General features: G+C 40.5%; 16 protein-coding genes. 4 read left to right on the top strand and 12 right to left on the bottom strand.

From position 1 onward, the window contains the following. Window positions 1-11: 11 nt before the first annotated feature. The 11 genes from folP to WCX87_RS03200 are packed head-to-tail and all read right to left on the bottom strand — an operon-like array spanning window position 12 to window position 8,419. A complete protein-coding gene (folP, locus tag WCX87_RS03250; protein WP_345980609.1) occupies window positions 12-1,148 on the bottom strand; it encodes a dihydropteroate synthase in 1,137 nt (378 codons plus the stop codon). After that, the gene (locus WCX87_RS03245; RefSeq protein WP_345980608.1) at window positions 1,138-1,755 is read right to left on the bottom strand and encodes a DNA polymerase III subunit delta'; all 618 of its coding nucleotides are present in this window, start codon (window positions 1,753-1,755) and stop codon (window positions 1,138-1,140) included. The genes folP and WCX87_RS03245 overlap by 11 nt, the downstream gene beginning before the upstream one ends. After that, a complete protein-coding gene (locus WCX87_RS03240; protein WP_345980607.1) occupies window positions 1,748-2,293 on the bottom strand; it encodes a HobA family DNA replication regulator in 546 nt (181 codons plus the stop codon). The genes WCX87_RS03245 and WCX87_RS03240 overlap by 8 nt, the downstream gene beginning before the upstream one ends. An 8-nt stretch (window positions 2,294-2,301) precedes the next feature. After that, complete coding sequence (locus WCX87_RS03235) at window positions 2,302-3,513, bottom strand: aspartate kinase (protein ID WP_345980606.1); 1,212 nt, start codon at window positions 3,511-3,513, stop codon at window positions 2,302-2,304. Further along, window positions 3,513-3,983 (bottom strand): RNA pyrophosphohydrolase, encoded by a 471-nt coding sequence (locus WCX87_RS03230; protein ID WP_345980605.1) that lies wholly within the window; start codon window positions 3,981-3,983, stop codon window positions 3,513-3,515. Before WCX87_RS03230 ends, WCX87_RS03235 begins: the two co-directional genes overlap by 1 nt. Window positions 3,984-4,042: 59 nt before the next feature. Further along, a complete protein-coding gene (locus WCX87_RS03225) occupies window positions 4,043-5,245 on the bottom strand; it encodes an ArsS family sensor histidine kinase (protein WP_345980604.1) in 1,203 nt (400 codons plus the stop codon). 3 nt (window positions 5,246-5,248) lie between these two features. Then, window positions 5,249-5,920 carry a response regulator transcription factor gene (locus tag WCX87_RS03220; protein ID WP_345980603.1) on the bottom strand — a complete coding sequence of 224 codons (672 nt, stop codon included), beginning with the start codon at window positions 5,918-5,920 and terminating at the stop codon, window positions 5,249-5,251. Beyond that, the gene (locus WCX87_RS03215) at window positions 5,913-6,302 is read right to left on the bottom strand and encodes a hypothetical protein (RefSeq protein ID WP_345980602.1); all 390 of its coding nucleotides are present in this window, start codon (window positions 6,300-6,302) and stop codon (window positions 5,913-5,915) included. Before WCX87_RS03215 ends, WCX87_RS03220 begins: the two co-directional genes overlap by 8 nt. 1 nt (window position 6,303) lies before the next feature. After that, entirely contained in the window at window positions 6,304-7,413 is a 1,110-nt protein-coding gene (locus WCX87_RS03210; RefSeq protein ID WP_345980601.1) for a cytochrome b/b6 domain-containing protein, read from the bottom strand. 10 nt (window positions 7,414-7,423) lie between these two features. Next, window positions 7,424-8,002 (bottom strand): diheme cytochrome c, encoded by a 579-nt coding sequence (locus WCX87_RS03205; RefSeq protein WP_345980600.1) that lies wholly within the window; start codon window positions 8,000-8,002, stop codon window positions 7,424-7,426. A 12-nt stretch (window positions 8,003-8,014) separates the two neighbouring features. Continuing rightward, a complete protein-coding gene (locus tag WCX87_RS03200; protein ID WP_345980599.1) occupies window positions 8,015-8,419 on the bottom strand; it encodes a DUF1924 domain-containing protein in 405 nt (134 codons plus the stop codon). 107 nt (window positions 8,420-8,526) lie between these two features. Here WCX87_RS03200 and hemW point away from each other — a divergent pair, with 107 nt between their 5' ends. The 4 genes from hemW to queA all read left to right on the top strand — a co-directional run bounded on the left by hemW (window position 8,527) and on the right by queA (window position 11,866). Further along, window positions 8,527-9,582: a radical SAM family heme chaperone HemW gene (hemW, locus tag WCX87_RS03195; RefSeq protein ID WP_345980598.1), complete on the top strand. Its 1,056-nt coding sequence runs from the start codon at window positions 8,527-8,529 to the stop codon at window positions 9,580-9,582. Window positions 9,583-9,651: 69 nt separating this feature from the next. Beyond that, window positions 9,652-10,032 (top strand): Sec-independent protein translocase protein TatB, encoded by a 381-nt coding sequence (gene tatB / locus WCX87_RS03190; RefSeq protein ID WP_345980597.1) that lies wholly within the window; start codon window positions 9,652-9,654, stop codon window positions 10,030-10,032. Beyond that, entirely contained in the window at window positions 10,032-10,838 is an 807-nt protein-coding gene (tatC, locus tag WCX87_RS03185) for a twin-arginine translocase subunit TatC (protein ID WP_345980596.1), read from the top strand. Before tatB ends, tatC begins: the two co-directional genes overlap by 1 nt. Beyond that, on the top strand, window positions 10,835-11,866 hold the full coding sequence (queA, locus tag WCX87_RS03180; protein WP_345980595.1) for a tRNA preQ1(34) S-adenosylmethionine ribosyltransferase-isomerase QueA: 1,032 nt from the start codon (window positions 10,835-10,837) through the stop codon (window positions 11,864-11,866). The genes tatC and queA overlap by 4 nt, the downstream gene beginning before the upstream one ends. Here queA and WCX87_RS03175 read toward each other — a convergent pair. Continuing rightward, on the bottom strand, window positions 11,863-12,639 hold the full coding sequence (locus WCX87_RS03175) for a DNA-processing protein DprA (protein WP_345980594.1): 777 nt from the start codon (window positions 12,637-12,639) through the stop codon (window positions 11,863-11,865). The genes queA and WCX87_RS03175 overlap by 4 nt on opposite strands.

The following is a 12,639-nucleotide window of genomic DNA, read 5'->3' as shown; positions in this document are numbered from 1 at the left end:
CACTATGATGCTTACTTTAAAGCATCCCTTACACGTAAAGCCTGGATGTGTTCATACACATCATGAGCTCTTATGATCGCAGCACCGTTATCTGCCGCTTTAAGATGCAGAGCTAACGTCCCCGCAAGTCTGTCTTTTACCTCAGAACTGCTTATTTTATCTATCATAGATTTTCTGCTCGCACCGACTAAAAGCGGATACCCAAGATGTAAAAAATGCTCCAGATTTTTTATAAGTTCAAGATTGTGAGAGAGTGACTTTCCAAAGCCGATGCCTACATCTAAGACTATCTCTTTGATCCCAAATTTTACAGCTTTTTCTATTCTCTCTTTGAAAAATTCTTCTACATGTAAGACGACATCATCATAAACGGGATCTTTTTGCATATCCTGCGGAGTGCCTTTCATATGCATGATAACTGCGGTAGCATCGTATGACGCACAAAGCTTGCAAACCTCGTCGTCAGCTAAACCTGTAATGTCGTTCACGATCTTAAATCCGCGCTCGAGCACATATGAGATCACTTGCGGTTCATAACTGTCTATGCTAAAAAGTGCTTTTTCATAAAGCTTCTCCTCATAGATCGCATCTACTATCGGTTTGACGCGGGAAAGCTCCTCCTCGGGAGCAACAGCTACACTTCCCGGACGTGAAGAGACCCCGCCGATATCTATGATAGTCGCACCGTGGCCTATCATCTCCTCGATCTTACCTAAAGCATCACGGCTTTGAAACCTGCTTTTTTCAAAGAAGCTGTCGTCGTTTGCGTTGATAACACCCATAACTTCGACTTTCTTTGGCATAAGCGACTTAGAAAAGACCTTTAACTCATGTGCAAGTTCTTTGAGTCCAAAAGGCTGAGCAAGCTCTTTTTTACTGAGCTCGACAAGCTGTTTTTGCGTAGCCATAAGTATGGCATCGACTTTTTTCTCTTTTGCTGTCACTGTGCCTCTTGGCACTGCGAGATCCGCACCTATGGAGAGAGCATCTTGTTTAAGGATGTTAGCGGCACCCACATGCAGGTCTTTAATATAAAAGATGTGATGCTTCATCTTTGAAGCGAGAATATTGATCCCTCCGCTGTCTACACCCAAGTCTTGAAGATACTCTTTAGCATCTATATCGTTACTCAGTTTTTTAATCCACATCACTGCCTCCTAAAAAACTCATAAGTACCAAAGCAAATACACTTTGTGCTCTTGAATTTAACTCTATGAGTCTATACGCCTTATCAAAGCACTCTAACTGATACTTTGAGAGTATCAACCTGTCGATCACCGTCGCTCTGTAAAAGAGTGCTTCAAGCATCTCTTTTGCTTCATGTCTTTTGATTCTTTCATGCTCTTTTAAAAATGCAAATATCATTGCATTGTCTATTTTGGAAAAATCGACATCTATCTCTTTTATCTTTTGATGATGTGTTCCTTTGAGTATTGGCAGACGAGAACGGATGGTCGGAAGCAGTATAGATTTTGAAGGGACTATAATGATGAAAACGATATTTCTAGGCGGCTCTTCAAAGATCTTTAAAAGTGCATTTTGAGAGATGGTGTTAAAGTTTTTTGTAGCGATAACAAGATATTTTTGATTTTCTTCGCTTATATAAGCTTCTGCAACGACTGCTTTTGCATGTTCGACTTTAAAGTCTTCTTCCGCAAAAGTCACTACCCTTGAGTTTTTAAGCTGTTCAGTTACAGATGAAAGTGTCTCTTCCAACTCCTGATTGATGATGATATGCGAACCAAGATCATTCAACTTCTACTTCTCCAAAGAGTACGGCACTTAATGAAAGGTTGAAAAGATTAAAGAGCTGCAGCAGTTTGATATCAAGCAAGGCATCATATGATTTCATATTAAAAGCGTTGTGAAAATCTTCATCGAAAAGCCATAAGAAACTGGTGTCTTTACGTTTTGCTATATCGACTCTTTTGTCCTCGCCTTTTCCGATATACCAGAAAAAGTAATCATCTTTATATGACATACTAAGCATATCGTCTATCATATCTATCATCTTCGCGCCCGATACGTCATCATAATGACAGTAAAGGTTGTCTATGCTTACTACTGGGATGATGGGACGGTCGGTAGAAACTTTGTTCAAGGAGAGACTTATATATTTTTCAAACCACTTTCTCTCTTTGTCCGTGATAAGAACGATAGTCTTGCCCTCCATGATCTGAGAAATGGCTAGTTCGACGACAGTTGTCCATTCAAATCTATACTCTTCAAGCCAACTTAGACTCGCACCATCGCTGCGGATGGCATCTAGAGTCCATTTCTCAAAATCTTGCATATCTCTACTTACTTGTCTAACGAGTATGCGTTATGAAGTGAACGAACAGCAAGTTCTGCATATTTTTCACTGATGACCATAGAGACTTTTATCTCAGAAGTAGATATCATAAGGATATTGATGTTCTCTTCTGCCATTGATGAGAAGGCTTTTGCCGCAACGCCCGTATGTGATTTCATACCGACACCGACGATAGAAACTTTACAGATGCTGTCATCATAAGAGACCTCTTTTACCTCATCAGCTTCTAAAAAAGTATCCATAACTGCCTTAGCATCTAAGACCTCGTTTTTAGGAACCGTAAAATCAAGATTTGTCATTCCGTCATGACCCACAGTCTGGATGATCATATCTATATTTACGTTGTTCTTAGCTAACTTGTTAAATATATCAGAAGCTATTCCCGGACGGTCTTTTACTCCCATCAAAGAGATACGTGATTGGTTTTTATCTAATGCAATACCGCTGACTAGTGGTTTTTCCATAATATTTTCTTCCTTAGTAATTAATGTTCCCTCTTCATCTGTAAAACTTGTACGAGTGACAAGATTCACATTTAACTTTTTAGCTAACTCTACAGAACGGTTTTGTAAGACTTTAGCACCTAGACTTGCAAGTTCAAGCATCTCATCATAAGAGATACGGTCAAGTTTTTTCGCTTTTGGTTCGATACGAGGATCAGTCGTGTAGATACCGCTGACATCTGTATATATCTCACACAGATCAGCTTCTAACGCTCCTGCGATAGCAACAGCAGAAAGGTCGCTTCCCCCGCGCCCGAGTGTTGTCACGTTTCCGTTCTCATCAACGCCTTGGAAACCTGCTACAACTACGATCTTTCCGGAATTGAGTTCATTATGCATTCTAGTCGGATCGATCTTTTCGATTCTTGCTTTTGTGTGCACCGCATCTGTCACGATACCGGCAGCACGCCCTGTCATAGAGACAGCAGGATGTCCCATTTCATTTAACGCGATCGAAAGAAGTGCAGCCGTAACTCTTTCACCCGAACTAAGCAGCATGTCCACTTCGTTTCTTGACGGATTACTACTAAAATGTTCTGCATAACCTACAAGCTTGTTTGTCTCACCGCTCATAGCCGAGACTACGACTACTACTTTGTGACCCTCTTTTACTGTCTTGCTTACACGGTTCGCAACATTTTGGATCCTATCGAGATCTCCAACACTTGTACCGCCAAACTTTTGTACAATTAACATTATAAATAACCCTCTGATTTAAAATATTCAATCACCTTATTGTAAACAGGTTTTTTAAAATCCGCCGTGATGTTCATCACCTCATCAAGCGAAACATATTTGTATTTTACGAACTCCGGATGTTTTGTATCTAGATTTATAGTTGCTTTTTTCTTGAGTCTTACCAGATAGTATCTCTGTGTCTGACCGTGAAACGGTTTCATCTTTTCCATAACATGTTGCGGAAAATCATATGCTATCCATTCCGGATACTCGGCAATTATCTTTATATCATCAGTACCTATCTCCTCTTTAAGCTCGCGATAAAGAGCTTCTTTTGCAGATTCTCCGTTATCGATCCCGCCTTGAGGAAACTGCCAAACACCCAATAGGTCTGAACGTTCAGCTATAAATATCTCTTTTTTTTCCGGATATTTACTTGATAGTATTATAGCTGAAACGTTTGGACGGTACGGTTTTGTGTTTGTCATAAAAAATCCTAAAGTTAATAACGCGATTATAGTAAAAAAGTGATTAAATTAATATAACTCTAGGCAACAAAAATGATCGTAAATATATTTTTTCCGTCCAAATATTCATAATCCAGCTTAAATCCATGTTTTTGTACGATCTTGCTCACTATGTTCAAGCCGATGCCGAACCCTTTTTGCTGCCTCCCCTGCTGTGTAAATGCCTGAAGATAATGACCCAGCTCTTTGTCCAACTCGTCACCGCTGCTGAGTACCGATATTTTCCTCTCGTGTACTTTGATAAGGATCGGTTTTGAGGTCGAGTATTTCAAAGCGTTGTCGATCAGGTTTTTTAATGCAGTAGTCAGATAATGCAGGTCGCCGTTTATCTCAAAATCCTCTATCTCGACTTTTATCTCATCTTCATCCTCGATGTAAAGTTTAGAAAGAGCCTCGGCGATGAGTGTCTGAGCCTTAAAACTGCTGTATTCAAACAACTCTTCTTTGTCTAAAAGCTGCATCTGAAGTATCTCGCTTGTCAAAGTATCGAGGTCGTTAAAAGCTCTTTTTATGATCTCTTTCTCTTTGGAGTCCGACACACCTTCTAATGCAAACTTCCCTTTGGCTATAGGGGTTCTAAGTTCATGACCGACATCTCTTAAAAGCTCTTCTCTCGCATTTACCATCTCTTGAAGACGTGACGCCATCTCATTAAAACTCTGAGAGACTTCGCCTATCTCATCTTTTGTTTTTACGGCGGCACGCGCAAAAAGATTGCCTTTTGAGAACTGTCTCATCTTTTGGCTGATATGATTTAACGGTGAAAGGATCTTTAGTATGACAAGATAGATCACAAGCATTAAGATCACATCCAAGATGACAAGCGAATTGGTGATGTAACGTTCGCTCATGCTCTCATCCTGGGAAACATCATATAAAAGAAGTTCTTGATCCAGATACTTTATATACAGGTAGTATCTCTCGGAGTATTGAAGTATTTTAAGAGCACCGAAGGTATGAGGCTGAAGATATACGACCTCTGCGTTTTTAATGATATTATCATCTGTGACGACTTGAAGTCCAAGTTCCTCTATTCTTTTATTCAGTTCTGTCTTTTGTTTATTGACAAGAGGGGTAAAAAGTTCTTTTGCACTTATAAGATAGCTGTTTTGCTCGATGGTCTGAGCTTTTTGCAGATTTGTCCTCTCTACCCATAATGCTATTAGCGTCATTGTCACGAGACTGCTGACAAAGAGGATGGTTATCTTTTTTTGTATAGACATCATCTATCCTATAAATTTATATCCAATGCCCCACACGGACTTGATGTATTTCGCGTCTTTTGAGTCATCGCCTATCTTTTGACGGATATTGCTTATATGCATATCGATAGTCCTGTTCTTTGTGTCGTGGTGCAGTGAAGTGGAGTTGATAAGCTGGTCACGGGAGACGACCTTATTTCGGTTTTTAAGAAGGTAGACAAATATCTCGAACTCCACTTTCGTAAACTCTATCGGATAATCCTCAAGCATCACTTCCCGGCTGGACTCATCGATCGTAAAATCGGATATTTTCAATCTGTCGTTTTTTTGTACACGTTTAAGTACCGCTTCTATGCGAAGGACGAGTTCTCGCGGTTCATATGGCTTTGCAAGGTAATCATCCGCACCTATCTCAAAACCGTGTATCTTGTTGCCGATATCACCTCTTGCCGAAGAGATGATAACCGGAGTATCGGCGTAGCTTTTTAGAGTTTTGCAGACATCAAACCCGTCCATATCCGGAAGCATAAGGTCCAAGATGACGATGTCGTATCTGTCCGAGTTCTTTTTAAAATCCTCGATCGCCTCTTTTGGATTTGTGTAGGAGGTAACATCGTACCCGTAGTTAACAAGATAGTTTGAGATCAATTCCTGCATCTCGATCTCATCTTCTATAAGAAGGATCCGTTTACTCAACTTCCCACTCCTTCATATAGTATAAAAAAAGTTCTCTCTGCTTTGGGTTCAATGCATCGTGCATCTGTTTAAACATATCTGCCTCGATGGTTATCGACTCCGTTTTTAACTCTAAAATGAGTTTTGCAAACTTCTCTTTATCAAAATCATCCTCTAAGAAAAACCGTTTCATCTTCATCTCGACAAGCTCTTTTTTATCATGCAGAAGTTCCAGTTTTCTCTCATTTTCAGACACGATCTTGGATATCTTCGCCTTTTGTTCACTATCCAGGTCCAGATATCCGAGATCTCTTGGCATATGAAACTCATGGTGCTTATGTTCGTGTTCCTCTTTGGCAGTCCCAAAAGAGAAAAACAGTAAAAAGATCAAAACAATTTTCATCTTATGCCCCTGTCTTAGGTATTTTTATATTGCTGTCCTCTATAAGACCTTTCTCTATATCAGAGTGGCAGGCTTTACAGTTTGCTTTAGATTTTATCTCATTTGAGCTAAATATATTTTTATCTATGCCCTGATGCCGTGCTTTCCAATAGGATGTCTGTGTTACGGCTATTATATCCTCATTCTCTTTCAATGATTTTAATATATAAAACGCACTCTCTTTACTCGAGCTCTCAGCCGAATTTTTCAGCAGATACTCTTTAATGGACAGCCTTGTCGTGTCATCTAGTGAAGCATCATCGCCAAAGTGGTCATCGAGGGTATCCATCACTTTGCTCCATGATTCACGAGATAACAAGTGCGGCGGATACAAAGTATGGCAAGAAGCGCATTCCGCTACGAAAGCGGGATGCTCTTTTTCATAAGATATTTCGTTATAGCTGCTTTTTGTCAAAACAGAGTTAAAAAACAGCGAATAAAAAAGGACTCCTGCCGCCAAGACAAGTGCAAAAAGTGAAAACAGTTTTTGGAACCAGTTCAGCGTCACACTTGATGCTTCTATGTTTTTATGTCCGTTTACGATCGAACCCAACGTATCGGTCTTTTTATCTATGAGTCTGTCAAATGCGACACCTCCAAGATGCGCGGCGATAAGTACTAGCAACAGTGTCGAGAAAAACTCATGCACCTCTTCAAACAGATCCATCTCTTTAAAGTAAGGTGTGTTTAAAAAACCGAGTAATCCCCGTCCCTCTTGAATGCCATATGTAAGCACACCTGTTGCGACCGTTAAAACAACGACTATCAGCATAGAGAGCATCACAAAAGATGCGGCAGGGTTATGCCCTGCATATTTTTTATGATTGAAGATGTTTGATGCAAACTCTTTTAGCTCTTTCATACTTAGAGGAAAATCGGAAAACCTTGAGTACTGCGGTCCTATAAATCCCCAGATGATCCTGTATATGACAAGTATGCCTATCGCGTAACCCAGACTTGCATGGATGTTTAAAAGGTTGTCCTCATCTCCGCTTATGATTGCCGCCAAGATAAAAGCGGCGAACATCATATGAAACACGCGTGTAGGAAGACTCCAGATATATGCTTTCATATCAGACTCCTTAGTCGTCCCATCTTCCGTAGTTAGGGATGTTTATAGCTCTCTCAGAGTAGATCCCCTTTTCTGCCGTAGTATGACACGCACTACAGTTTGCAAGGCTTTTGACCTCTTTTTGTTCTATGAAACGTTTTGGTATACCTTTATGCTCTTTCATAAAGTACGGCGTTTCGCTGATCCTTAGCGGTGCTTCATCTCTTGGCACACTGTTTGACATCCTTGAAAAATGCTTCGTCGTGTATTTTGAATCCCCTGCATTGCTTGTCAGATATGCAAGTATGGTCTTGTGATCGTTTGGACTCAGCGTCGCATCCACTTCAAAATGGTTATCGAGGGTATCCATCATCTTGCTCCATGAGCGTTTTGGCAGAAACTCCGGCTGATATGCCATATGGCAAGAACCGCACTCCTTTTGATATGTTGTTTCAAACTCGTTTAGAGCTCTTTTTTGTGGGTTTGTCTGCATGTACGTTTTACTATGTTCATAGACTCTTCTCTCATATCTTTCATCATCATCTGCGAACAGTGCGACTCCTGTTATGAGTGCTGCGGCACCTGCTGCCATTATCAAATACTTTTTCATAACTCTCTCCTCTTAGTAGTTTTGGATGTATGTAAGCACATCGCCTTTTTCAAGCGCTGTACCCTCTCTTTTATAGACGTCGTTAAAGTTGCGTCTCAGCCATTTTTCCACGTTCTTGATATCCGTCAATCTCTCTTTGTTTGCCTTTGGCGACAACGGTTCTATCACTTTTGCAGTGAACACGTTCTCTCCGGCTTTATTCAAGTCGTTTGAATGACAGCTTGCACAAGAGATGCTCTTTCCTTTTTTGCCGATATGCTCGGAGATAAATATCTTTTCGCCTCTCTTGGCATCAAAGCCGCTAAAGCCTGCATCCGCTTTTTTTGCCTCGTCTGCCAACGTCTGCATATATCCCTCAATCGGAGCCGCAAGACTAAAAGCTGCAGATAGACCTAAAACTGTTAAAATCTTTTTCATAACCTTCTCCTGAAATCATCTTTACACTCAAAATTATTCCCCAAAACAATCAAGAGCTTCAGTACAGTTTCTTGACACTTTCTTGACACTTTTAGTTATAATTTCAAATGCTACTTTATATACATATCCCATTTTGTGATTCCAAATGTTCTTACTGCTCTTTTAACTCTTATGTCGATAAGTTTCATCTTAAAGAGAAATATATGGATGCTCTGTATCTGCAGCTTTCTCATGAACTTCAAAAGTTTGAGGTAAAAGAAAAAGAGATCGAGACCGTTTTTATAGGCGGAGGGACTCCATCAACCGTATCTACAGCACTTTATAAGAAGATATTTGAGCTGATAAAGCCCTACGTAGCCGATGATGCAGAGATAACGACGGAAGCCAATCCAAATAGTGCGACGCGTACTTGGATAGAGGGGATGAAAGAGCTCGGAGTCAACCGTATCAGTTTCGGTGTACAGAGCTTTGATAATAAAAAGCTCAAGTTCTTAAACCGTGCACACAATAGAGATGATGCCGTTCGTGCTGTCAAAGATGCGGCAGACGCGGGAGTACAAAACATCTCTATCGACATCATCTATGCTACGGCGTTAGATACCAAAGAGCTTTTACAAGCAGATCTCGATCTTGCATTTTCACTTCCTATCAACCACCTGAGTGCTTATGCACTTACCATCGAAGAGGGAACCCCTTTTGAAAAGACGCCCGATGTCGCACATGAAAAGCTTTCACTTACAAACTTTGTATTTGACACTATCAAAGCAAACGGTTTTACCCAGTATGAGATCTCAAACTTCGGCAAATACCAAAGCAGACACAACCTTGGATACTGGCAGTACAAAGATTACATAGGTGCCGGAAGCGGAGCCGTGGGGTGCAAAGATGGCGTGAGATACTATCCTTCGACCGATATAGATTTTTACATCCAGAACCCCTTACATGTAAGAGAGGAAAAGCTGACTCAGGATGATCAAAAAGCGGAAAAACTCTTTTTAGGTCTACGAAGCATTGTCGGCGTGGATGAAAAGATACTCTCCTCAGATGAGTTAAAAAGAGCCGATCTTCTTGCAGATGAAAAGAAACTTCTCAAAAAAGTGCATAGATTCTACAATCTTGACTATTTATTGAGCGATGAGATATCTCTATTTATCTTAAACTGATAGAATACTAAGTCGATTTAAATCTTAATTTGGATAAAATCAGAAAATTTTTTTACGAGGAAACAATATATGTTTGGTATGGGTTTTACAGAGTTACTCCTTATCGCCGTTGTAGCAATAATATTTTTAGGACCAGATAAGCTTCCTCAAGCCATGGTAGAGATAGCAAGAACAATCAAAAAAATAAAAAGTGCAGTAGCCAATGCAAAAGACTCTATTGAAGAGGAACTTCACTTGGCTGACATCAAAGATGAAGCACTTGCATACAAAAAAGAGCTTACCAGTGCCGGTAATGAGTTAAAAAGCATCAACCCTATAAATAATATAAAACAAGACTTGTATGATGTAACGATGGAAACAAATGTTCCAAAAAAAACAAATGAGCCTGTAAAAGAGGAAGTCACTTTCAAGAAAAAAGATAAAACACCTAAAGAAGAAGAGAATAATTAATGTTTGAAGATTTAAAACCGCATCTCGTTGAATTAAGAAAGAGACTGACAATATCAGCAGTCTCACTTTTTGTTATGTTTATGATTATGTTTTATTTCCATGAACCGCTTCTTACATGGATGGTAGCACCGCTGAATCAAGCACTGATCGATGTAGGTAGAGTCTCAGCACTCGCTGCTAACGGTATGGTCACGACAAGTCAGGTCGGTGGAGCGTTCTTCGTTGCTTTAAGAGTTGCTTTCTTTGCTGCGATACTAGGTGCACTTCCTATCATACTTTCTCAGATATGGCTTTTTGTCGCTCCAGGCCTTTATGACAACGAGAAGAAGATGCTTCTGCCTTTCGTTTTCGGCGGTACGATCATGTTTGCTATCGGTGTCGCTTTTGCATACTATGTGGTCACTCCTTTTGGTTTTGACTTTCTTATCACTTTCGGTAGTTTCAAGTTTACTCCGCTTATCAACATCGAAGATTATGTAGGATTCTTTACCAAGATCATGTTTGGATTCGGTATCGCTTTTGAGCTTCCTGTCTTTGCATACTTTTTAGCACTTATCGGTCTTATTACAGACAAGACATTAACATCTTTTTTCAAATATGCAATTGTCCTGATCTTTATAGTCTCTGCACTGCTTACACCGCCTGATGTACTTACACAGCTTCTTATGGCATTTCCACTTATCCTTTTATACGGTCTTTCTATCATCATCGTAAAATTTGTGAATCCTGCACCCAAAGATGAAGAGGACGACGAAGAAGAAAATGATGCTACTGATGAAGAAGAAGAGGACGAACAAGCGAAGTGAATAACCTCGACCCGCTTCTAACTTCAAGCTATGACTTTAAGCTCCCAGAAGAGCTTATAGCCACTCATCCCGTAGAGCCCAGAGATGCTGCAAAGCTGCTGGTCTACGACAGAAAAACAGACACTGTCATCCACACCTACTTTTATGAACTCGAACGTTATATTCCAAAAGATGCTGCTCTCATATTTAACGATACCAAAGTCATAAAAGCACGTCTTTACGGTAAAAAAGAGAGCGGCGGCAAGATAGAACTTCTTATCAACAGACCACTGAATGCTACTGAGATCAACGTTTATATAAGAGGAAAAGTAAAAGTCGATACAAAGATAGTTTTTAACGAAAATCTTTATGCCAAAGTGATCAGACTGCATGAAGACGGTTCACGTGATGTCCTCTTTTTTAAAGACGACAAAGAACTGAGATTTGAAGAGCTTCTGCCTGTTATAGATAAAATAGGACATATCCCGCTTCCTCCCTATATGCAAAGAGAAGACTCATCCGAAGATGAAAAAGACTACCAGAGTGTTTTCGCTCAGTATGAGGGTGCGGTCGCTGCACCGACGGCATCTCTGCACTTTACAAAAGAGCAGCATGAAAGAGTCTGCAAAACTTTTAAGCACGCATATGTTACCTTACATGTAGGTGCCGGAACATTTAAACCCGTAGAAGAAAAAGAGATCTTAAAACACCCTATGCACAGCGAATACTATGATATCTCGATTAAAGCATTAGAGATACTGGACTCAGACACTCCCATACTTTGTGTCGGAACGACATCGACTCGTACAGTCGAGTACTATGTACAGCACGGTAAGAAACCAAAAGGTGAAGCAAACCTTTTCCTGCACCCTAACAATCCACCTCAAAGAGTGAACTATCTGCTGACAAACTTTCACCTTCCTAAATCAACGCTGTTGATGCTCGTAGCCTCTTTTGTCGGTGTGGAAAAAGCTCTAGCTCTGTACGAAGAGGCGATTAAGAAGGGTTACCGTTTCTATTCTTACGGCGACGCAATGCTTATTCTTTAAAGTAGAAATATTTTTCCGTTTTCAACTTTAATAAGCCCCTCGAGTTCCGCTTCATAGACTCTATCCGGATAGTTTTGTACCGCTTCATCACAAGTAGGGTTTGTTTTACAAAACTCTAAAAACTCATCATTAAATGTGACCTCTTTTTTACGACCTGTAAATTGTGCGACAAACTCCTCTATATCCAAGATGAGTTTAGCATTACCGTTTTTTAAAAGTTCATCCGTCCCTTTGCTTTCGCCCAGCCTGTGTGGAAGTACATATATCTCTTTACCCATCTCGAGTGCGAACTCGGCACTTCTCATGCTCCCGCTGTCTATATCGGCTTGCATTACTACTAGAACCTCACCAAGTGCGACTACAAGCTCATTTCTAACGACAAAGCTCCATGGTGTCGCTATAAAGTCGTCATCAAACTGACTTAGCAACAGTCCCTCTTGCTCTATCGATGAGAGCAGTTTTTTGTTGATAGCAGGATACTTGTGATCTAGACCGTTTGGCAGGACTGCAACGGTATTACCAGCCCCTGCTCCGGCGTGGGCGATGGCGTCCACACCCATGGCACCTCCGCTGACGATACATACTCCGACGTGGCTCAATGCCTGACTGAGATTATGCGTCATCGTCTTGGTATAGGGTGTTGGTTTTCTGCTTCCTATGATGGATACTTTTAGGTGTTCAAGCAGATCTAAGTTCCCGCTGTATGAAAGTTGTTTTGGATAGTTCTTCATGGAAGTGAGAGATTCGATCTTTTCTTCAATCAAACCTCTCAT

This window comes from Sulfurimonas sp. HSL3-2 (genome assembly GCF_039645965.1).
Classification (GTDB): domain Bacteria; phylum Campylobacterota; class Campylobacteria; order Campylobacterales; family Sulfurimonadaceae; genus Hydrocurvibacter; species Hydrocurvibacter mobilis.
The sequence above is the reverse complement of the archived record's forward strand: the minus strand, read 5'-3'. Positions and strand labels throughout refer to the sequence as shown.